The following is a 21,183-nucleotide window of genomic DNA, read 5'->3' as shown; positions in this document are numbered from 1 at the left end:
AGGACCGTCATGACCCGTTCGGTAGGCGGCTTGAATTAGTGCGCCGCCCACTCGATCTTGGAGATGTCGACACCGTCTTTGTACATATCCCACAGCGGCGACAAGGCGCGCAGCTTGGTAACGGCCTCGCAGACTTTCTGCGCGGCATAATCGATCTCTTCTTCGGTGGTAAAGCGGCCGAAGGTGAAGCGTATCGAGCTATGGGCCAGCTCGTCATTACGACCAAGGGCGCGCAAGACGTAGGAAGGCTCCAGGGACGCCGAGGTGCAGGCGGAACCAGAGGAAACCGCCAGATCCTTGAGCGCCATGATCAGCGACTCGCCTTCGACATAGTTGAAGCTCAGGTTCAGGTTGTGCGGTACACGGGCAGTCATGCTGCCATTGACGTACAGCTCTTCCAGGTTTTCGACCTGCTTGTAGAAACGATCGCTCAAGGCTTTCAGGCGCACGTTTTCGGCGGCCATTTCTTCCTTGGCAATACGGAAGGCTTCACCCATGCCGACGATCTGGTGGGTGGCCAGAGTGCCGGAACGCATGCCGCGCTCGTGACCGCCACCGTGCATGGTCGCTTCGATGCGCACACGCGGCTTGCGGCTGACGTACAGCGCACCGATGCCTTTAGGGCCGTAAGTCTTGTGGGCCGAGAAGGACATCATGTCGACCTTGAGCTTGCTCAGGTCGATCTCGACTTTACCGGTGGACTGGGCAGCGTCGACGTGGAACAGCACGCCACGGGAGCGGGTCAGCTCACCGAGGGCGGCGATGTCGTTGACGGTGCCGATTTCGTTGTTCACGTGCATGATCGACACCAGAATGGTGTCTTCGCGCAGGGCCGCTTCAACCATGGCCGGCGTGATCAGGCCGTCTTCGCCCGGATCCAGATAGGTCACTTCGAAGCCTTCACGCTCCAGTTGGCGCATGGTGTCCAGGACAGCCTTGTGCTCGATCTTGGAGGTGATCAGGTGCTTGCCTTTGCTGGCGTAGAAGTGCGCTGCACCCTTGATCGCCAGGTTGTCGGACTCGGTTGCACCGGAAGTCCAGACGATTTCGCGAGGGTCGGCGTTGACCAGATCGGCCACCTGACGGCGGGCGTTCTCGACTGACTCTTCGGCTTTCCAGCCGAAAACGTGGGAGCGCGAGGCCGGGTTACCGAAGTTTCCGTCCACCAGCAGGCATTCGCTCATCTTCTGGGCGACACGCGGATCAACCGGAGTCGTCGCGGAATAATCGAGGTAAATCGGCAATCTCATTGAATCTCTCCTATCAGGCAGGCGCACCGCTCATTCATCTGCGTTCATTCGACGGCGGACGTTTCAATCTTACCCAGTTGCGGCGTCTTGCTTGAGCAACGGCGCTGGTCCTGGCGCTGGGCGACTTCTTGTACCTCACGGCGAGTGACAAGGTCGGCCAGACTGATACCGCTCAGAAACTCGTGAATCTGTGCACTGAGGTCGCACCACAAGTGGTGGGTCAGGCAGGTGTCACCGGCATGGCAATCGCCAAGGCCCTGGCAACGGGTCGCATCGACCGATTCATTGACCGCGTCGACCACCTGCGCCACCTGGATGCCACGCATGTCACGGGACAGCTGGTAGCCGCCTCCCGGACCACGGACACTGGAAACCAGATTGCTGCGACGCAGCTTGGCGAACAGTTGCTCGAGGTAGGACAAGGAAATCCCCTGTCGCTCGGAAATATCGGCCAGGGACACTGGCCCGTGCTGCGCGTGCAACGCCAGATCAAGCATGGCGGTCACAGCGTATCGGCCTTTTGTAGTCAGTCGCATGGCGTGTACCACGGGGGTTCGGGATAGGAGCGAGTATGCTATTCCCGAGTATTTAAGTCAACTATAAGACCAAGCAAAATAGTCGGGATTGAGCGCAAAAGAGCGGCAGTAGCATAGCAAACGATGGGGCACATTGACATGCCCCATGCGCTGCTGCCTTTCCTCTAGCCGACCTTGACCTCAACGATCTTGGCCTCGGCGTCATCCTTCACGCAGTCGAAGACTTCGTCGCGCAATTCGGGCAGCTCCCCGGCACAATAGTCACTGCCCAGCCTGGTCAGAGCCCCGCACATACCCTCCAGACGCCCGTCAACCGCTTGCAGATGATCGAGCAACTGGCCGATGGCCCGGGCGACCGGATCGGGCATGTCTTCGCTGACACCATAGGCATCGAAGCCCAGCTTCTCGGCGATGGCCTTGCGCTTGGCTTCCACGGCATCGTCGGACTTGACGATGATCCGCGCCGGAATGCCCACCGCAGTAGCGCCGGCTGGCACCGCCTTGGTGACCACCGCATTGGAGCCGATCTTGGCCCCAGCACCGACCGTGAACGGGCCCAGCACCTTGGCGCCCGCCCCCACGACTACACCATCTTCCAGCGTCGGATGGCGTTTGCCCTTGTTCCAGCTGGTGCCGCCCAGGGTCACGCCCTGATACAGGGTCACGTCATTGCCGATCTCGGCGGTTTCACCGATGACAATGCCCATGCCGTGATCAATAAAGAAGCGCCGACCGACCTTGGCCCCCGGATGAATCTCGATACCGGTCAGCCAGCGACCGAAGTTCGAGACTACGCGCGCCAGCCACTTCCAGTTGTTGCGCCACAGGATATGCCCCAGGCGATGCAGCCAGATGGCGTGCATGCCCGGGTAGCAGGTCAGCACTTCAAAGGCGTTGCGCGCGGCAGGGTCACGATGAAACACACTTTGAATATCTTCTCGCAGACGTTCGAACATTATTGATCCTTGCGCTTATAAGGTTCACCACGTGCAGCTTTCTGGGTCTCGGTCAGGACGCCGCGCAGAATGCTCAGCTCCGACTTTTCCACTTCGCTGCGACCGTAGAGTCGACGCAGGCGCGCCATCAGGTGACGAGGCTTTTCAGGATCAAGGAAACCGATGGCGACCAGGGTCGATTCCAGGTGTCCGTAAAACCCTTCCATTTCATCCATCGTCGCCAGATCGGCGTTACGCACTGGCGTCACTGTATTGCTTTGATCCGGCGTCGCCTGGGCCTGGGCTGCCAGCCACGACATGCGCACCTCATAACTGAGGACCTGCACTGCGGCAGCCAGGTTGAGGGAACTGAACGACGGATCGGACGGGATATGTACGTGATAATGACATCGCTGCAGCTCGTCATTGGTCAGGCCGGCGTGCTCACGACCAAACACCAGCGCCACTTCGGCGCCCTGACCCGCTTGTTCGGCGACCAATACACCGGACTCGCGGGGATCGAGCAAAGGCCACGGCAGACTGCGATCACGGGCACTGGTGCCCAACACCAGCGTGCAACCGGCCAGCGCTTCCTCGAGGGTGGCGACCACTTGAGTACGCTGAAGGATATCGTCGGCACCCGAAGCCCGGGCCGAAGCTTCCGGCGATGGGAACACCTTGGGATCGACCAGCACCAGGCGCGACAACCCCATGTTTTTCATGGCGCGCGCAGCCCCACCGATATTGCCGGGGTGGCTGGTTCCGACCAGGACAACACGAATGTTCTGCAACAAGGCGAGGCGCTCTATATAGGGATCAGGGGGGACAAATCTTACAGAACCACCCCGCGTAACGCCATGAACGCCTGCATGGCCGTCGGTCATTTCATACGACGCTCATACGCTGTAACGACAACGCAACGCTGGAAATATTCCGCCGCAATCAATAGAATGCCCGGCTCTCTTTAACAACCTCAGGTGAAACGTCCATGCAGCCCATGCTGAATATCGCGCTGCGCGCCGCCCGCAGCGCCAGCGAATTGATCTTCCGCTCCATCGAGCGCCTGGATACCATCAAGGTCGACGAAAAAGACGCAAAAGACTACGTAACCGAAGTCGATCGCGCAGCTGAACAGAGCATCATCACTGCTCTGCGCAAGGCTTACCCTACCCACGGCATCCTCGGCGAAGAAAGCGGCCTGCACGCGGGCAGCGGCGAAGGCACTGATTACCTGTGGATCATCGACCCGCTGGACGGCACCACCAACTTCGTTCGCGGCATCCCGCACTTCGCGGTCAGCATCGCCTGCAAATACCGTGGTCGCCTGGAACACGCCGTAGTCCTCGACCCGGTTCGCCAGGAAGAATTCACCGCCAGCCGTGGCCGTGGCGCCGCACTCAATGGCCGTCGTCTGCGCGTCAGCCCGCGCAAGAGCCTGGAAGGCGCCCTGCTGGGTACCGGCTTCCCGTTCCGCGACAACCAGATGGATAACCTGGAAAACTACCTGGGCATGTTCCGCAGCCTCGTTGGCCAGACCGCCGGCATCCGCCGCGCAGGCGCCGCGAGCCTGGACCTGGCCTACGTGGCTGCCGGTCGTTTCGACGCATTCTGGGAATCGGGCCTGTCCGAGTGGGACATGGCAGCAGGCGCCCTGCTGATCCAGGAAGCAGGCGGTCTGGTCAGCGACTTCACCGGTGGCCACGAATTCCTTGAGAAAGGCCATATCGTTGCCGGCAATACCAAGTGCTTCAAGGCTGTGCTGACAGCCATCGCTCCACACCTGCCAGCATCGCTTAAGCGCTGATTGTTGCGGGAACAAAAAAACCGGCCTTGGCCGGTTTTTTTGTGTCTCACGACAGGTGATTTGTTGTGGGAGCGAATTCATTCGCGAAGAGGCCCGTACAGCCATTACATCCTTATCGCCTGCACCACCGCTTTCGCGAATGAATTCGCTCCCACACATTTTCACCCAATCAATTACTGCGCAGGCTGCCCTGCCTGCCCCAGAATCAACTGCCCTTCCTTGTTCACCGGAATCTGGCTCCCCGGGTCGCGATCCATGCGTACCTGGCCAAACTTGTCATTCAACTTGTACTTCACGTCATAACCCACAACTTTGTCGCTGATGTCATTGACCGTGTTGCAGCGGGTTTGCGTGGTGGTGTAGGTGTCGCGATTCTGCATACCTTCCTGCACCTTGTTACCGGCATAGCCGCCACCGACCGCACCGGCCACCGTGGCGATTTTCTTGCCGTTACCGCCGCCGATCTGGTTACCCAGCAAGCCACCGGCCACGGCACCGATCACGCTACCGACGATCTGATGCTCATCCTTGACCGGCGCGCGACGAGTTACGGCTACATCCTTGCAGACTTCGCGAGGAGTTTTGACTTGTTCCTTGATGGGCTCCACTGCGACGACATCCGCATATTCAGGGCCGCTTTTCACGAGGCTATAGGCGGCAATAGCACCACCGGCGGTAACACCGACAGCACCCAATACAGCACCAACTAGCAACGACTTGTTCACGTGAACCTCCAGACCTTCTTAGGCGCAATTTCTTACGCATTGCCTAGCCTTGGAGCACAAAAAAAAGCGCGAGTTCACACTCGCGCTTTTTTAATAGACGGACAACCGTTAAGGACGATCGTCCACCTTGTCAGCCACCACCGGAGGAATCAGGTCCTCAGTGGTCAGGTTCAGCCAGATCAGCACCACGTTGGCGATATAGATCGACGAGTAGGTACCCGCCAATACACCAATGAACAGTGCGACGGAGAAACCGTGCAGGCTGTCACCGCCGAAGATCCACAGGGCAACGATGGCCAGCAGCGTCGAGATCGACGTCGCCATGGTACGCAGCAGGGTCTGGGTGGTAGAGATATTGATGTTCTCGATCAGCGATGCCTTGCGCAGCAGACGGAAGTTCTCCCGAACCCGGTCGAATACCACGATGGTGTCGTTGAGCGAGTAACCGATGATCGCCAGTACCGCCGCCAGTACCGTCAGGTCGAAGGTAACCTGGAAGAACGACAGGATACCCACGGTCACGATCACGTCGTGGATCAGCGAGACAATGGCGCCGACCGCAAACTTCCATTGGAAGCGGAACGCCAGGTAAATCAGTACGCCGCCCAGCGCCAGAAGCATGCCGATGCCACCCTGGTCACGCAGCTCTTCGCCGACCTGCGGGCCGACGAACTCGACACGCTTGACGGTCACCGGGTTATCCGCCTGCGCCTTGCGCAGTGCGTCAGCCACCTGGGCGCCCAGTTGCGGATCATCGCCAGGCATACGGACCAGCAGGTCAGTCGTTGCGCCGAAGCTCTGTACCACAGCTTCCTTGTAGCCGGCACCGAACAGCTCTTCGCGAACCTTGGCAAGGTCTGCCGGACGCTCGTAGGTCAGCTCGATGAGCGTACCGCCAGTGAAGTCCAGACCGTAGTTGAGACCCTTGTGGAAGCAGCTGAACAGGGCCAGGGCCGTAAGCAGCATGGTGAAGGCAAACGCGATGTTGCGAATGCCCATGAAGTTGATAGTTTTCATGGCAGCCCCTTAAATCCACAACTTCTTGAGGTCACGGCCGCCATAAATCAGGTTGACCATTGCGCGGGTCACCATGATGGCTGTGAACATCGAGGTAAAGATCCCGAGCGACATGGTCACGGCAAAACCTTTGACGGGGCCGGTGCCCATCGCAAAGAGAATGCCGCCGACCAGCAGCGTCGTCAGGTTGGCATCGAGGATCGCCGTAAAGGCACGACCGAAACCTTCATTAATTGCTCGCTGGATGGTCATGCCATTGGCAATCTCCTCGCGTATCCGCGAGAAGATCAGCACGTTGGCGTCCACCGCCATACCCATGGTCAGAACGATACCAGCGATACCCGGCAGGGTCAGCGTCGCACCCAGCAGAGACATCAGGGCCAGCAGCAGGACCATGTTGATGGCCAGAGCCACCGTCGCGATCAGACCGAAGAAACGGTAGATGGCCATGATGAACAACGACACGAACAGCATGCCCCACAGGGATGCATCGATACCCTTGGTGATGTTGTCGGCACCCAGGCTCGGGCCAATGGTGCGCTCTTCAGCGAAGTACATCGGCGCGGCCAGACCACCGGCACGCAGCAGCAGTGCCAACTCCGAGGACTCGCCCTGGCCGTTCAGGCCGGTGATACGGAACTGGCTGCCCAGCGGCGACTGGATGGTCGCCAGGCTGATGATCTTCTTCTCTTCCTTGAAGGTCTGGACCGGCACGTCTTTCTCGACGCCGTCGACCACTTGCCTGGTGTAGGTAGTGACCGGCTTCTGCTCGATGAAGATCACCGCCATGCTGCGCCCGACGTTGCTGCGCGTTGCGCGGCTCATCAGGTCGCCACCGTGATTATCAAGCTTGATATTCACCTGTGGATTGCCGTGCTCGTCGAAACCAGCCTTGGCGTCGGTGACCTGGTCACCGGTGATGATCAGGCCACGCTCGACCGCTGCGGCAGGACGACCGCCTTCGCGGAATTCGAACATCTCGGTAGTGGCTTTCGAATCATCAGGCGCTGCACCCAGACGGAACTCGAGGTTGGCAGTCTTGCCGAGAATACGCTTGGCTTCGGCCGTGTCCTGCACGCCCGGCAGCTCGACCACGATACGGTTGGCACCCTGACGCTGTACCAGCGGCTCGGCAACACCCAGTTCGTTGACCCGGTTACGCACAGTGGTCAGGTTCTGCTTGATCGAGTATTCGCGAATTTCGGCGATCTTGGCTTGGGTCATGACCAGGCGCAGTACCGGGATACCGTTCAGGTCGGCCGGGACTATATCGAAATCGGTGGAATTCTTGCGGATCAGGCCACGGGCCTGCTCACGTTCGGTGTCATCGTTGAAGCCAAGCTGAATGCCATTGGCAATCGGCGGCAGGCTGCGGTAGCGCACTTTTTCCTTGCGCAGCAGGCTTTTGACTTCGCCTTCATACACTTTCAGGCGGGCGTCGATGGCTTTGTCCATGTCCACTTCCAGCAGGAAGTGCACACCACCGGACAAGTCCAGACCCAGTTTCATCGGGCTCGCACCCAGGTGACGCAGCCAGGTCGGCGTGGTCTGGGCCAGGTTGAGCGCCACGACATAGTCGTCGCCCAGGGCCTTGCGCACGACATCCTTGGCCGGCAGCTGGTCTGCCTGCTTGTTCAGACGCAACAGGCCGCCCTTGCCGGTTTCGGCCAGGGTCGCACCCTTGACGGTAATGCCGGCATCGGTCAGCGCCTTGCTGGCACGATCCACGTCAGCCTGAGTGACGTGCAACGCCGTGCTCGCACCGCTGATCTGGATCGCCGGATCATCAGGGTAGAGGTTGGGTGCGGAATAAATGAAGCCGACCGCCAGCACCGCCAGGATCAGGACGTATTTCCACAGAGGATATTTGTTCAGCATCACGCCGCCCGCTTATAACGCGGGGCGCCTTGCGCGCCCCGTCGATTGGTAAAAGAACTGCAAATCAGATCGCTTTCAGGGTGCCCTTTGGCAGGGTGGCAGCAATGGCGCCCTTCTGGATTTTCAGTTCAACGGTGTCAGACACTTCGATGACCACGAAATCATCGGTCACTTTGGTGATCTTGCCCGCGATACCGCCGGTGGTGACAACTTCGTCGCCTTTCTGCAGGTTGCCGAGCAGGTTCTTCTGCTCCTTGGCGCGCTTGGCCTGTGGACGCCAGATCATCAGGTAGAAGATGACCAGGAAGCCGACCAGGAAGATCCACTCAAAGCCCGAAGCCGCAGGACCGGCAGCCGGTGCAGCAGCATCCGCAAAAGCGGAAGAGATGAAAAAGCTCATGTAGCACTCCAATTGCACATATTAAATAAGAAGCGAAATACTGTGTTGCATCAAGCCATGGGTGGCACGGGAAGCCCGCGCTTGGCATAGAAGGCATCAACAAAGGCGGCCAATGTACCCTGTTGAATAGCCTCGCGCAAACCAGCCATAAGCACCTGGTAATGGCGCAAATTGTGGATCGTATTGAGCATACTCCCCAGCATTTCGCCGCACTTGTCCAAATGATGCAGATAAGCGCGGGAGAAGTTCTGGCAGGTGTAGCAATCGCAGGTCGAATCCAGCGGCGAATCATCATGGCGATGAAACGCATTGCGGATTTTCAGCACGCCGGTCTCGACGAACAAGTGACCGTTGCGCGCGTTGCGGGTCGGCATGACGCAATCGAACATATCGACGCCACGGCGCACGCCCTCGACCAGGTCTTCCGGCTTGCCAACGCCCATCAGGTAGCGTGGTTTATCGGCTGGCATCTGGCCAGGCAGGTAGTCCAGCACCTTGATCATCTCGTGCTTGGGCTCGCCCACCGACAGCCCGCCAATGGCCAGGCCGTCGAAGCCGATCTGGTCAAGGCCTTCCAGGGAGCGCATACGCAGGTTCTCGTGCATGCCACCCTGAACGATGCCGAACAGCGCCGCGGTATTGTCGCCATGGGCGATCTTCGAGCGCTTGGCCCAACGCAGCGACAGCTCCATGGACACCCGCGCCACGTCTTCATCGGCCGGGTACGGCGTGCATTCGTCGAAAATCATGACGATGTCCGAGCCCAGGTCGCGCTGCACCTGCATCGACTCTTCGGGCCCCATGAACACCTTGGCACCGTCCACTGGCGAGGCGAAGGTCACGCCCTCCTCCTTGATCTTGCGCATTGCACCGAGGCTGAACACCTGGAAACCGCCGGAGTCGGTCAGAATCGGCCCTTGCCACTTCATGAAATCGTGCAGGTCGCCGTGGGCCTTGATCACTTCAGTGCCCGGACGCAACCACAGGTGAAAAGTGTTACCAAGTATGATCTGCGCGCCAATGGCCTCGATATCCCGGGGCAGCATGCCCTTGACCGTGCCATAGGTGCCCACCGGCATGAACGCCGGGGTCTCGACCACGCCACGGGGGAACGTCAGGCGACCACGACGGGCCTTGCCGTCAGTGGCCAACAACTCGAAAGACATACGACTCATGCGAGATCCTCTGGGTCCGACGACTTCGGAGCGGTCGGCGCAGGATTGCGGGTGATGAACATCGCATCACCGTAACTGAAGAAGCGGTAACCGTGCTCGACCGCCGCCGCGTAGGCAGCCATGGTCTCGGGATAACCGGCGAACGCCGAAACCAGCATCAGCAATGTGGATTCAGGCAGATGGAAATTGGTCACCAGGGCATCGACCACATGGAACGGCCGCCCGGGGAAAATAAAGATATCGGTGTCGCCACTGAACGGCTTCAATGTGCCATCACGGGCCGCACTCTCCAGGGAACGCACGCTGGTGGTGCCCACGGCAATCACTCGTCCGCCCCGGGCACGGCAGGCGGCCACGGCGTCGACCACATCCTGGCCGACCTCCAGCCACTCGCTGTGCATATGGTGATCTTCCAGACGCTCGACCCGCACCGGCTGGAAAGTCCCCGCGCCGACATGCAAAGTCACAAAAGCGCTCTCCACGCCCTTGGCCGCAATCGCATCCAACAGCGCCTGATCGAAATGCAGCCCCGCCGTCGGCGCCGCCACCGCACCGGCTCGCTGGGCGTACACGGTCTGATAACGCTCGCGGTCGGCGCTCTCGTCGGGCCTGTCTATATAAGGAGGCAACGGCATATGCCCGACCCGCTCGAGCAGTGGCAATACCGGCTCGGCAAAGCGCAGCTCGAACAGCGTGTCATGGCGTACGACCATCTCGGCCTCGCCACCGCCATCAATCAGGATCGACGAACCCGGCTTGGGCGACTTGCTCGAGCGCACATGGGCCAGCACGCGATGCGTATCCAGCACCCGCTCCACAAGGATCTCCAGCTTGCCGCCGGACGCCTTCTGTCCGAACAACCGCGCCGGAATCACCCGGGTATTGTTGAACACCATCAAATCGCCGGGGCGCACATGCTCCAGCAAATCAGTGAATTGACGGTGAGCCAGCGCCCCCGTCGGCCCATCCAGGGTCAACAGGCGGCTGCCACGACGCTCGGCCAGGGGATGGCGGGCGATCAGGGCATCGGGAAGATCGAAGGTAAAGTCAGCAACGCGCATGATGGGGTTCGTCTCGCAGGGCCGGGGAGTTTAGCCGGTTTGACGGAATTAGTAAAAAACCCTCACTAATCAAGGTTGACCGACAGTCGGACCCTCTCTATACTTCGCCGCCATTGAGCCCTGATGGCGGAATTGGTAGACGCGGCGGATTCAAAATCCGTTTTCGAAAGAAGTGGGAGTTCGATTCTCCCTCGGGGCACCACTCAAACGTTTCCACATGCACCCGCATGCCCCGGAAACCCAATAAAACCGCCACTTACGGCGGTTTTTTTGTGCCTGCATGAATCACCGTCCACCCGCACGATTCGTGATGTCGCGCATGACGTCACCTACGGCCTCTAGCTCCCCATTGCATCGAAGTCGTGATGCGCATTTTTTGACCACCCTCCGTATACGCCAGCAATGAACCATCGTTTTCAAAAGCGCTCTCAAATGCTTCGGCATAAAGGACATGCGCCATGTTTGAAAACATCACGGTCAAAGGCGGCCCGCTCGTACTGTCGACAGCGGCAGAGGTCGATCAGGCACAAGCAGCGTTGGGCATCCGGTTTCCAAGTGGTTACCGCGAATACGTCACACAGTTTGGCGAGGGAATTCTCGGCGGTGTGTATGTGCGGATCTACCCGCCTCATCAGATCATGCACGGCGAAAACAGCCAGGCTCAGTGGCTGGCCCGTATTAACCAGTACTGGTTCTGGGATGAAGACAAGGCACTGATGCCCAAGGAGAAGGCTTTACAGTGCGTCATCATTGGCGACACCTATGATGGCGACGAGCTCATCATTCATCCTGATGACCCGGATCGAATTTACGTTCTGCCGCGCCACAGCGAAGCGGCACTGGTGGCGGGGAACGGCTTGGTCGAAGCCATCGAATGGTTGTGCAGTTCGAATATCCTGACCGAAGCTTTTACCGAGCGGGATTTCGAACCATTTGATAGCTGCGTGCAGGCGTAGAACCGCTGTGACTTACCGGGACGAATATGAACCTGACTGAAAAGAACCCGCCTGCCATCACTGAGCACATCAACGCCATTGCCACGCTGTCAGACATACCTCCAGCGTCCTGGCTAGCCGCCTTCTGGGCGATCAGCGACGGCGCAATGATCGAAGATCTGATCAGGATTTATTCGACCGCCGAGTTAATCGAGCGGCAGCAGACCTACGAGATCGCTGATTACTTCCCTGATCATCTGTTGATTGGTGATGATTCCGGAGGACGACTGATATTGCTTGATCGAGCATCGATGACGAACTTTTATCTGCTGGACGCAGGCTGCCCCGATATCGCAGACGCCGAGATCTTTGCGTCGCTAGAGGCACTGGTTACGACTGTCGTCAGCGAATTGAACGCATATTCAGAGGCTGCCCCATGTCGATCCTGATCAACGAACACTTCCAGCGGGATATCCAGGCAGCCTGCAACAAAGCCATCGCGCAATTTCGCAATGACCATCCCGATACCGAGGTCTGTGGCTTTGCCCTGTACTCGGATGGCGATGCGCGGACGCTGGTGCCGGCCTTCAATACGCCGGACCACCTGATGCGTATGCAGGCGCAAAACCCTGATGATTGGCAATACTTCAAATGGTCGCCTGCCGAATGGAGCCATGAAGCCTTCGGTGGAGAACACTTCAATGAGCTGTCGCGGATGCTGTGGCGCCTGGCCGACTCTGTCCGCGACGAAGACTTCATCCAGCATCGTAACCAGGTCTTCGAACACTGTGTCGAGGCCTTGAAGCCCATCGCATCTTCAGCGTTCAAGGGGGCCATTTGCGTGTTTTCAGTCTCTGACTACCAAAGCCTGAAAGATGAAATGGCCTGGATCACGGCCCTGAACAATCCTGAGCAAGCACATGAGTTCAAAGCCTGGACAATGACCTGGAGCCAGCGCTGACGCAGGCTTTATGAGTCCGCCTGAATCAACGCCGACAACCGCACATCCGCCGCCAGCACCCGCTGCAATTGCCCGTTGGCGGCAAACACCGGCACGGAAATGGTCAGGCAGAAGTGATCCGTCGCCGATGACCGATAAACCGGCGTGATATGGCTGCTCAGCTGCTCCGCCACCGTGCGGAACCATGGCCGTTGCGACCAGTTGCGCCCACGGCAGCTTTCACCGGCATGGTCGGCGTCGGCGAAGACGTTTTCGCTGATCTGTACGCCATCGCTGCCGACCAGGTACAGCAGTTCGAAGCGGTTGTCCCGTTGCAGGGTATCGCGCATGAAGCGTTCAGCGTTGGCGATGTCGCCATGCAGCGCGGCCTCCATGGCCAGGCGTTCGACGCTGGCTTGCACGTCTTTGTGAATCTGCAGGCGGAAGCCGCCAAGGCCGGCCAACAGGTGATCGCCACTGGCGCGCACGGCAGCGCTGTGAGTCAGGACTTGTCCGGCCTTGCCCAACAGATCGGCTGAGACGCTGGCGATATTCTGTACGTCGCGGTTGATCGCGTGCACGGCGATGCCGATGTGTTCGGTGCCGGAGGCGATGCCGCCGACGCGCTTGTCCAGTTCTTCCATGGCCACTTGCGTGCTGTTGAGGTCCTGACCCATGCGGGTCATGCCTTCGCGGCCATCGGCGACGGCCAGGTGCATTTTCTGGCCGGCGGCGCCGAGCTGGTCCATGTCGGAGCGGAAGCGCTCGATGATCTGGCTGACCCGTGAGGTCGATTCAGTGGTGTGCCCGGCCAGGCGGCGGACCTCGTCGGCGACTACGGCAAAGCCGCGACCGTGCTCCCCTGCCCGCGCCGCTTCGATGGCGGCGTTGAGAGCGAGCAGGTTGGTCTGCTGGGAAATACTGGCGATGACACCGAGGACCTGGCTGACCTCCTCCAGTTGCCCGAACAGCTGCCCAATGACCTCTTCGAGTTTCAGCTCACTGGCACCGATGGCCTCGACCTGGCTCAGTACTTCATTGCCGGTCTGCTGGCATTGCCGCAGTGTGGCACTGACTTCAGTGGCCAACCGGGCGACCTGAGCCGCGCCGGGTACCAGTTCAGAGTCCAGAGAAGTGCTGACCTGCTCGCTGGCACTGGCGATCAATTCGGAGGCCTGGGCCAGGGTCTGGCCGCTGGCTTCGGTTTCCGTGGCGATGCGTGCCAGCTCCGGGGCATGGGAGGCGATGGATACCGACGCCGCGAGGCTTTCGGCCAGGCGTTCATGCAGGGTCTTGGTAAAGCCGTTCAGGCGATTGTTCAAAGGCTGTTGCCCGGACAGTTGCACTGTCAGGTCAAGGTCGTCACAAAGCAGATTCAGGGCATCATCGTCCTGAAGCCGGCGTTTCCGTGCGCGCATTAGCAACATTCGTAAATCTCCTGATGGTTGCATGGGCGCTTGCAATCACAATGCCATCACCTGAAGTGTTACTGAATCGTTCAAGCGCGCGAAACGGGTGAACTTAGTGCCCCTGTTTGGCGGTTTTTCAGCGCGGTACGGTTGTTATTGGTGCATTGGCCCCGCGTCCGTTCGTCCACTGGCGGGCACTCCTCGGCTGCCGAATCTCTCTCAATGCCATGTGCGGATGTGCCGCGCCAGCTACGGGAGAGCCGTCATGGCAATGCAAGACAACGAACCGGAAAGCGCTTATCAGGGCCCGGCAGCCAGAACCGGCGACACCGAGGACGGGCTTTATCCTGATGCCCAGGGAGATCTGGGGCACAAGAAAGGCGGGGATACCGAGTCGCTGCCGGGGAGTAATGAGCCACTGGCGTCGGAGTCGGGGTTGGATGAATCGACGTCAAAGGGAAATGCGGGCGATCCGGCGTCAACGCTGGATTCAACTATCGATGAGCAGTAGCGTCCTCGCTCACTTTCAGCACATGGTGCCAGTGGCCGCTGCAAGTCCGGCATGTGCGTGCGGTAACCGTGTAGCTTTTGTAAGCCCCTCATCGGCGGTATCATCTCACCTGGAAGCGCAGCTACGCATATACGCCCGGAGAGTCTCAATGAATGTACAACCAAACACAGTTTCTGACAGTGAACTGGACATTCTGGAAAGTCAGGTACCCGGCCTGGCCTCGACAGCAACGCATGTCGCTCACGTCAGAGCGCTGGCAGCAAACCCGCAAGGCGTTCTGTGCATCGACGCTGGCAATCTGGTTCGCATCTCTCAGGACGGCAATAAAACCGTCGTAGCTAAAGCCAAGCCACGTCACAGGGTCAAGGTCGGAGAGGTCATCACCGTCCGTCGAGTCGATGCGGGACAGGCAGGTGCCTAGACTGCGTGTTTTCGCTGGCCCCAACGGATCAGGCAAAAGCACCATTAAAGAAACCCTGTCACCCGCGCTGATCAAGACTTATGTAAACGCTGACGAACTCGAAAAAGAAGCGAAAACCACCGGGTTCGTCGACTTATCTGCTTTTGGCCTCAATCCCGCACTTTCAGAACTCTTGGCTTTTCACGCCGAACACTATCTGCTGATCAAAAAAGGCTTGATCGAACAGGTTACACAGCTCGGTCTGATCGATGGCAAAGTTGACTATCGCGCGGTCAAAATAGACTCGTATTTTGCTTCGGTCATGGCGGACTTTATCCGCCAATACCTGCTAGACAGCAGAGCAAGCTTTACCTTTGAAACAGTAATGTCTCACCCAAGCAAAGTCGAATTCATGCGCGATGCTCGCGCCGCCGGATATCGCACCTACCTGTACTTTGTTTCAACGGAAGATCCTGACATCAACCTGGACCGCGTGAACATCCGCGTTCAGGGAGGAGGACATCCCGTGGCCCCCCAGAAAGTAAGAGAGCGGTACGTAAAATCATTGGGTTTGTTGCCTGAGGCGATTGCCACCACCGACCGAGCCTATATCTTTGATAACTCGGGCGACAGCTCAGTTCTGCTTGCTGAGATAACAAGCGGCACGCAACTCGACTATCGGACGGAAGACATTCCGGATTGGTTCTTCGAAGCCTATACGAACAAAGTTGACAGCTGACAACCTCCCTCCGACAAAGATACAAACAATTCTCATTTATGTTATTTTGCCGCCCTCGCTCCCAGGCCAGCTAAGGTGGCTGTATGTCCGGTTCAGACCTCAAGGCGCTCTATCTCGCCCATCGCGCGGAAATTCAGGACTACCTGGACCGTCGCTTGCGCTGCAAAGAGACAGCTGCCGACCTGACGCAGGACACCTTCATTCGCCTGTCCGAGCAGATGGGTCGTGCGCGTATCGAAAATTTTCGCGCCTATCTGTTCCGCGCCGCGCGCAATCTGTTTATCGATCACACTCGCCGCCAAGGCCATCGCAAAGGTGAGTCGCTGGATCAGGAGGACGTGATCAACGCCGAGCAACAGACCCCCACCCTTGAGCAAGCGGCCATTGCCAACCAACAGCTGGCCACGCTGAACGAGGTGATTCAGAGCATGCCCGAGAGTTGCCGCGAGGTGTTTCTCATGGTGCGGGTCGAGGGCATGACGTATGCGGATATTGGCGAGCGCTTGGAGATTTCACCGAAAACGGCTTACAGCCGCATGGTCAAGGCGCTGGATTTATTGAAGCAGGGTATGTCCAAATGAACGCCCGCTTCCTGCGCGACGTTGAACTGATCAGCCTATGAATCCCTCCTCTTCGCCCGACGATATCAGCCATCAGGCCAGCGCCTGGTTTGCCCTGATCAATGGCGGCGAGCCGACTCAGGCCGAGCGCGAGCAATTGGCTGCATGGATTGCCGCCGACCCTCGCCATGCCCAGGCCTATGCCGAACTGGAAAACCTCTGGTCGGCCTCGGCTACCCTGTTGCGCCCGCGAGCGCCGGTGGTTCGTGCGCAACTGTCGCGGCGGCGTTTTGTCGGGCTGGGTGTTGCGGCCAGCGCGGCGGCGGTTGCCACTGGGGCCACGACCTTGTGGCTCAAGGGCATCGGCTCGCCGTTTGCCGATGTACGTACGGCCGTGGGCGAGCGTCGCACGGTGCGTCTGCCGGATGGTTCGAGCGTCGAACTGGCGGGCAATACTGCGCTGAACATGGATTTCTCGTCGAACAAGCGCGCTTTGCAACTGCTGCAGGGCGAGGTGTTTTTCACGGTGGCACCGGGCGCTGACAACGAGCTGATGGTGAGTACCGAAGCCGGCAAGGTGGCGACCCGTGAGGGCGAGTTCTGCCTGTCGTGCGAGGAGGCCACGGCGACGTTGGCGGTGAGCCGCAAGAGCGTGCGGGTGATCACAGCCAATCAGCAGACCGATGTTGAAGAAGGCCTGTCCCTGCGTTTCAGCGCCGGGCAGACCGAAGCCATTCAACATGCCGATCTGGATCAGGTACTGGCCTGGCGCAACGGTCGTCTGGTGTTCTTCGACAAGCCGCTGCTTGCTGTGGTCAATGAGCTGCAACGTTGGCGTGAAGGAAAAATCTTTATCCCGGACAAGCAACTGGCGGCGCGGCGGGTCAGTTTGATCCTCAACCTCAACCGCCCGGATCAAATGCTCGATGTACTCTCCAAAGCGTTATCGGTGCGTACGACGAAGTACACCGAGCTGGTGACCTTGATTTATCCCGCCTGATCTTCAAGCAGACGAGGTGTGAGCGAATTCTGTGGGAGCGAATTCATTCGCGAAAGCTTTATTCCGGACGCTGCCAATGTGTTGGATGTACTGGCCCCTTCGCGGATAAATCCGCTCCCACATAATTCACTTAATGCAGACAGAGCCAATTCATTCGCTCCCACACATTGACGCTCACAGACACACCTCATTTCAGTCAGTTATGAGCTATTTCGTTCCAATCAGTCATACGCCCGCCAAATATTTCAAATCGCCATCAGGTATCCCGATCACTCATGCGTCTTAACGTGACTGATATTTATTCGCATGCTTTAAGCAGTCTCATAGGGAACCACTTCAATGGCCAAGCACAACGACTCCGGGCTCAACCTCGACACGCAATGGCGACGCAGCGCCCTCAGCGCAGCCCTCGCCTGCACCTTGCTGACCGGGGCCGTTCAGGCTTATGCAGCGCCGGAGCAAGCCAGCGGTGCGACCACCGAGAAACTGTCGCTGAATATTCCAGCCCAGCAATTGCGTCAGGCGTTGCTACAGTTCAGCCAGCAATCCGGGCAGAATGTATTGCTCGACGGCAACCTCGATGCGGGCCTGCGCAGCCATGCCGTGGTCGGTCTGTACTCGGCACAGGACGCCCTGGCGATGCTGTTGCAAGGCAGCGGCTACAGCTTCGCCCGCACCGATGCCGTCACCGTCTACCTGGTGCCGTTGAAGACCGCCGGCGGCTCCGTGCAGCTTGCAGAGACCAAGGTCACCGCCAGCAACAATGACGCAGCGACGGACGATAGCGGTGAGGTGCGCGGCTACAAGGGCAAGCCGGCCTCCAGCACCACACGCATGGGCCTGAGCGCCAAAGACACGCCGCAAGCCATCACCACCATCACCCGCGAGCAGATCGACGACTTCAAGCTCAATAGCGTCAAAGACGCCTTGCGCAATGCACCATCGGTCACCGTCGAGCAGTTCGAAAGCGACCGTACCGCTTTCACCTCCCGCGGCTTCAAGGTCGAGAACGTCGAGTTCGACGGCATGGGCATGCCCTTCTCCGGCGGCGTGTTGATGGGCGATCAGGACATGACCGAGTTTGAACAGATCGACGTGCTGCACGGCGCCAACGGTTTGATGAGCGGTGCTGGTGATCCGTCGGCGACGGTCAACCTGGTGCGTAAACGGCCCACCGATACCTTCCAGGCCCGGGTCGATAGCAGCGTCGGTTCCTGGGACAGCCGCCGCCTGGCTCTGGACGTCTCCGGCCCGTTGAGCGACAGCGGCAACGTGCGCGGGCGCTTCATCACCTCCCACGACAAGGGCAATTCCTACCTTGACCAGTATGGTCATGAGGTCAACGTAGTCGCGGGGCTGCTGGCCTTCGACCTGTCCGACGCCGATACCCTCACTGTGGGTTACTCCCAGCAGGACAGCTATTCAAACGGCAGCACCTGGGGCGCCCTGCCCATCGCCGATTACGCCGGCAACCGCATTCATTACAGCAGCCGCAGCTCCAGCGTCGGCCAGCCGTGGACCTACTGGAATATCCACACGCAACGCGCGTTCGCCGAGCTGACCCACGCCTTCGACAATGGCTGGTCGAGCAAGATCACCCTGACCGGGACCAACCAGCATTCCGATACCAAAATGCTCTACGCCATCCCCGCGACGGCCGACACCGCCTACGCCTATATCAACCGCACCACCAGCACCGAGCATTCGTTGACCGGCGAGGCGCAGTTGTCCGGGCCGTTCAGCCTGCTCGGCCGCGAGCACGAACTGACGGTGGGGGCCAACTATGGCCGTACCCATCACGACGAGCGCGGGCACTATAAGGATGCCTCCGGCAACCAGATCGTCAGCCTCGCCGACGTACTGGCCGGGCGGGTCGTTGAGCCTGCGATGAACTACACCGACGAGCTCAACACCCAACTGTTCACCGACCGCCAGAAAAGCCTGTTCGCCGGTGCGCGCTTCAGCCTGCTCGACGACCTGCACTGGATCGCCGGTGCGCGCATGCTCAGCGCCGATGGCGAAGGCGCGGGCTATGGCTCGTCCCACTACACCCGGGTGCATGGCAAGGTCACGCCCTACACGGGCATCGTCTACGACCTGACCCCGGAGTGGAGCCTGTATGCCAGCTGGACCGAAATCTTCAAGCCGCAATACCTGCGCAGTGTCGGCGGCGGGCTGATCCTGCCGCTGGAAGGCACCAGCATGGAAGCCGGGGTCAAAGGCAGCCTGCTCGACAAGCGCCTGAACGTCACCGCTGCGGTGTTCAAGACCCGGCAGGAGAACGTCGCCGAACTCACCGGTCAGATCGTCAACGGCCAGTACGTCTATCAAGGCGTGGACTACAAGAGCCAGGGCATCGAACTGGAAGCCTCCGGCGAAGCCTTCCCGGGCCTGGAAGTGGCCGGCGGCTATACCTTTGTCGATATCAACGACAACCACGGTGACAAGGCCCGCCAGTACATCCCTACCCACACCATACGCGGCAGCCTGACCTACCGCCTGCCCGCCCTGCCCCAGGCCAAAATCGGCACCCGCGTGCAATGGCAGAGTGAAACCGAAGTCGACAGCAACAGCCGTATCCGCCAGGACGCCTACGCCCTGGTCGACCTGATGGCCAGTTATGACTTCGACGAACACTGGAGCACGTCGCTGAACATGAACAACGTCACGGACCAGAAGTACCTGCTGTCGCTGTATCAGGCGGCGGGCTCGACCAACTATGGCGCGCCGAGGAATGTGATGGCGTCGGTGACGTGGAAGTATTGAGTTGCCCCACCTTTCCCAGATTGGAATGAGACCTGTGGGACCGGCTTTAGCCGGGAAGAGGCCAGTACATCCGCTACATCCTCTTGAATCAAGTCACCGCCTTCCCGGCTGAAGCCGGTCCCACATGGGTCCAGGGTTTGCCGGCAGACCGCGTTACATTTGCCTGCCCACCAAAGTCCCGCTACCCTGCCGCCCTATCTGCATTCGTAATGGATGCAGAGACGGGCTTGGCGGCCCGAACAACAGGCGCGACAGCGTCACCACACAACAGTGCTAGCGCGCCTTTGCGCTCGCAATGCTGTGCTATGGCGGGTTGCGCAGGGACTTCTTCGGAAGTGCCGGGCTCCTGTTGCCGGTCCGCCAACCTTGCGTAATCCGTCACCCACATCTGCTTGGCGGCAGACGAAGGTGACTTGTCCACAACAGGAGATGTATCCATGGAAAACTCCACGCACCACAAAACCCTCGGCATCACCACCTTCGCTGAATGCGGCCCTGACGCCACCCCGCTACTGCGCGTCAATCCCGGCATTGATGTCAGGCACGCCCTCGAACACAGCGCCAACCTGCAACACATTGCCAGCCAACTGATGGCCGATTCGGCCATGGGTGACGGCGGGCAGCATGTGCCTTGGGCGGCGGTTTACCTGAACGAAATGGCCCAGGCGATTGTTGAAGATCTGGCTTTGGCTCGCCAGGAATGAGGTAGGTCGCTAAAAGCATTAAAGCCGGGGCTGGGTTGGTAGCTGGTTTCGGTAAATCAGTTTGAACATGTCCAAGGACAATATCGTGCGCAGTACATTTTTTGCACACCCTGATTGACGTGGGGCCGCGCTAGTTATGCACTTGCCTTTTCCCCATCGGGTATCAAGCGAACCTCAACCCGCTGACCAAGCGCTTTGGCTGCGCTGGCGAGAGTTGCCAAGGTCATACCTGCATCATTTTGATCGAGGACTCGATCAACTACGGTGCGACTGGTGTGCATCAGCAAAGCCAACGCTGTTTTAGTAATTCCCTGAGCCTTCATGGCTTCGGCAAGCTGCCATGAAATTACGCGTTTGAGCGCGGCAGCAGAGACTTCTTCTGCGAGCCCCTGTTCGATCAGAAAATCGTCAAAATCAGATCCGATATGTTTGCTCACG

The 21,183-nt window shown here is 59.2% G+C and carries 23 protein-coding genes and 1 tRNA gene; 12 read left to right on the top strand and 12 right to left on the bottom strand.

All coding sequences use genetic code 11. The features are described 5' to 3' along the window. Positions 1-35: 35 nt before the first annotated feature. The 4 genes from ACCD02_RS08005 to trmJ form a co-directional block, all read right to left on the bottom strand. Entirely contained in the window at positions 36-1,250 is a 1,215-nt protein-coding gene (locus ACCD02_RS08005) for an IscS subfamily cysteine desulfurase (RefSeq protein ID WP_413300137.1), read from the bottom strand. A 44-nt stretch (positions 1,251-1,294) separates the two neighbouring features. Then, positions 1,295-1,786 (bottom strand): Fe-S cluster assembly transcriptional regulator IscR, encoded by a 492-nt coding sequence (gene iscR, locus ACCD02_RS08000; protein WP_413300135.1) that lies wholly within the window; start codon positions 1,784-1,786, stop codon positions 1,295-1,297. A gap of 164 nt (positions 1,787-1,950) precedes the next feature. Further along, positions 1,951-2,742: a serine O-acetyltransferase gene (cysE, locus tag ACCD02_RS07995; RefSeq protein WP_413300133.1), complete on the bottom strand. Its 792-nt coding sequence runs from the start codon at positions 2,740-2,742 to the stop codon at positions 1,951-1,953. Continuing rightward, on the bottom strand, positions 2,742-3,515 hold the full coding sequence (gene trmJ / locus ACCD02_RS07990; RefSeq protein ID WP_413300131.1) for a tRNA (cytosine(32)/uridine(32)-2'-O)-methyltransferase TrmJ: 774 nt from the start codon (positions 3,513-3,515) through the stop codon (positions 2,742-2,744). Before trmJ ends, cysE begins: the two co-directional genes overlap by 1 nt. Before the next feature lie 194 nt (positions 3,516-3,709). On the opposite strand from trmJ, the gene suhB reads away from it, so the two are divergent. Further along, positions 3,710-4,525, top strand: a complete 816-nt coding sequence (gene suhB / locus ACCD02_RS07985; protein WP_413300129.1) for an inositol-phosphate phosphatase — start codon at positions 3,710-3,712, stop codon at positions 4,523-4,525. 173 nt (positions 4,526-4,698) lie between these two features. Here suhB and ACCD02_RS07980 read toward each other — a convergent pair whose 3' ends face one another. The 6 genes from ACCD02_RS07980 to queA all read right to left on the bottom strand — a co-directional run bounded on the left by ACCD02_RS07980 (position 4,699) and on the right by queA (position 10,781). Continuing rightward, positions 4,699-5,250, bottom strand: coding sequence for a glycine zipper 2TM domain-containing protein (locus ACCD02_RS07980; RefSeq protein WP_413300127.1), 552 nt, complete (start codon positions 5,248-5,250; stop codon positions 4,699-4,701). 108 nt (positions 5,251-5,358) lie between these two features. Beyond that, on the bottom strand, positions 5,359-6,267 hold the full coding sequence (gene secF / locus ACCD02_RS07975; protein ID WP_413300125.1) for a protein translocase subunit SecF: 909 nt from the start codon (positions 6,265-6,267) through the stop codon (positions 5,359-5,361). Between the two features lie 9 nt (positions 6,268-6,276). Beyond that, a complete protein-coding gene (gene secD / locus ACCD02_RS07970; protein ID WP_413300123.1) occupies positions 6,277-8,145 on the bottom strand; it encodes a protein translocase subunit SecD in 1,869 nt (622 codons plus the stop codon). Between the two features lie 64 nt (positions 8,146-8,209). Next, positions 8,210-8,545: a preprotein translocase subunit YajC gene (gene yajC / locus ACCD02_RS07965; RefSeq protein WP_259105898.1), complete on the bottom strand. Its 336-nt coding sequence runs from the start codon at positions 8,543-8,545 to the stop codon at positions 8,210-8,212. Between the two features lie 50 nt (positions 8,546-8,595). Beyond that, on the bottom strand, positions 8,596-9,711 hold the full coding sequence (gene tgt, locus ACCD02_RS07960; RefSeq protein WP_413300284.1) for a tRNA guanosine(34) transglycosylase Tgt: 1,116 nt from the start codon (positions 9,709-9,711) through the stop codon (positions 8,596-8,598). 5 nt (positions 9,712-9,716) lie between these two features. Then, positions 9,717-10,781 (bottom strand): tRNA preQ1(34) S-adenosylmethionine ribosyltransferase-isomerase QueA, encoded by a 1,065-nt coding sequence (gene queA / locus ACCD02_RS07955; protein WP_413300121.1) that lies wholly within the window; start codon positions 10,779-10,781, stop codon positions 9,717-9,719. A 117-nt stretch (positions 10,782-10,898) separates the two neighbouring features. On the opposite strand from queA, the gene ACCD02_RS07950 reads away from it, so the two are divergent. From ACCD02_RS07950 to ACCD02_RS07935, 4 genes are all read left to right on the top strand, one after another. After that, positions 10,899-10,983, top strand: a tRNA-Leu gene (locus tag ACCD02_RS07950). 256 nt (positions 10,984-11,239) lie between these two features. Next, positions 11,240-11,737 carry an SMI1/KNR4 family protein gene (locus ACCD02_RS07945; protein WP_413300119.1) on the top strand — a complete coding sequence of 166 codons (498 nt, stop codon included), beginning with the start codon at positions 11,240-11,242 and terminating at the stop codon, positions 11,735-11,737. 26 nt (positions 11,738-11,763) lie between these two features. Then, positions 11,764-12,165 (top strand): hypothetical protein, encoded by a 402-nt coding sequence (locus tag ACCD02_RS07940; protein ID WP_413300117.1) that lies wholly within the window; start codon positions 11,764-11,766, stop codon positions 12,163-12,165. Next, positions 12,153-12,677: a DUF4303 domain-containing protein gene (locus ACCD02_RS07935; protein WP_413300115.1), complete on the top strand. Its 525-nt coding sequence runs from the start codon at positions 12,153-12,155 to the stop codon at positions 12,675-12,677. Before ACCD02_RS07940 ends, ACCD02_RS07935 begins: the two co-directional genes overlap by 13 nt. Positions 12,678-12,685: 8 nt before the next feature. On the opposite strand, the gene ACCD02_RS07930 is transcribed toward ACCD02_RS07935, so the two are convergent. Continuing rightward, positions 12,686-14,074, bottom strand: coding sequence for a methyl-accepting chemotaxis protein (locus tag ACCD02_RS07930; RefSeq protein ID WP_413300282.1), 1,389 nt, complete (start codon positions 14,072-14,074; stop codon positions 12,686-12,688). Positions 14,075-14,330: 256 nt separating this feature from the next. Here ACCD02_RS07930 and ACCD02_RS07925 point away from each other — a divergent pair, with 256 nt between their 5' ends. The 7 genes from ACCD02_RS07925 (at position 14,331) to ACCD02_RS07895 (ending at position 20,745) form a co-directional block, all read left to right on the top strand. Next, on the top strand, positions 14,331-14,576 hold the full coding sequence (locus ACCD02_RS07925) for a hypothetical protein (protein ID WP_413300113.1): 246 nt from the start codon (positions 14,331-14,333) through the stop codon (positions 14,574-14,576). A gap of 148 nt (positions 14,577-14,724) precedes the next feature. Further along, entirely contained in the window at positions 14,725-14,997 is a 273-nt protein-coding gene (locus ACCD02_RS07920; RefSeq protein WP_413300111.1) for a hypothetical protein, read from the top strand. Further along, on the top strand, positions 14,975-15,715 hold the full coding sequence (locus tag ACCD02_RS07915) for a zeta toxin family protein (protein ID WP_413300109.1): 741 nt from the start codon (positions 14,975-14,977) through the stop codon (positions 15,713-15,715). Before ACCD02_RS07920 ends, ACCD02_RS07915 begins: the two co-directional genes overlap by 23 nt. Positions 15,716-15,798: 83 nt before the next feature. Beyond that, on the top strand, positions 15,799-16,296 hold the full coding sequence (locus tag ACCD02_RS07910; RefSeq protein ID WP_413300107.1) for an RNA polymerase sigma factor: 498 nt from the start codon (positions 15,799-15,801) through the stop codon (positions 16,294-16,296). A gap of 37 nt (positions 16,297-16,333) precedes the next feature. Continuing rightward, positions 16,334-17,275, top strand: coding sequence for a FecR family protein (locus tag ACCD02_RS07905; protein ID WP_413300105.1), 942 nt, complete (start codon positions 16,334-16,336; stop codon positions 17,273-17,275). Between the two features lie 339 nt (positions 17,276-17,614). Next, positions 17,615-20,041: a TonB-dependent siderophore receptor gene (locus ACCD02_RS07900; protein WP_413300103.1), complete on the top strand. Its 2,427-nt coding sequence runs from the start codon at positions 17,615-17,617 to the stop codon at positions 20,039-20,041. 437 nt (positions 20,042-20,478) lie between these two features. Beyond that, a complete protein-coding gene (locus ACCD02_RS07895) occupies positions 20,479-20,745 on the top strand; it encodes a DUF3077 domain-containing protein (protein WP_413300101.1) in 267 nt (88 codons plus the stop codon). A gap of 134 nt (positions 20,746-20,879) precedes the next feature. Here the strand turns inward: ACCD02_RS07895 and ACCD02_RS07890 are convergent, their stop codons facing one another. Next, a complete protein-coding gene (locus ACCD02_RS07890; RefSeq protein ID WP_259105910.1) occupies positions 20,880-21,182 on the bottom strand; it encodes a helix-turn-helix domain-containing protein in 303 nt (100 codons plus the stop codon). Between the last annotated feature and the right edge of the window lies 1 nt (position 21,183).

Source organism: Pseudomonas sp. Pseusp88, from assembly GCF_047303955.1.
Lineage (GTDB): Bacteria > Pseudomonadota > Gammaproteobacteria > Pseudomonadales > Pseudomonadaceae > Aquipseudomonas.
Note: the sequence above shows the minus strand (reverse complement) of the source record. Positions and strands in the feature narration are given on the sequence as shown.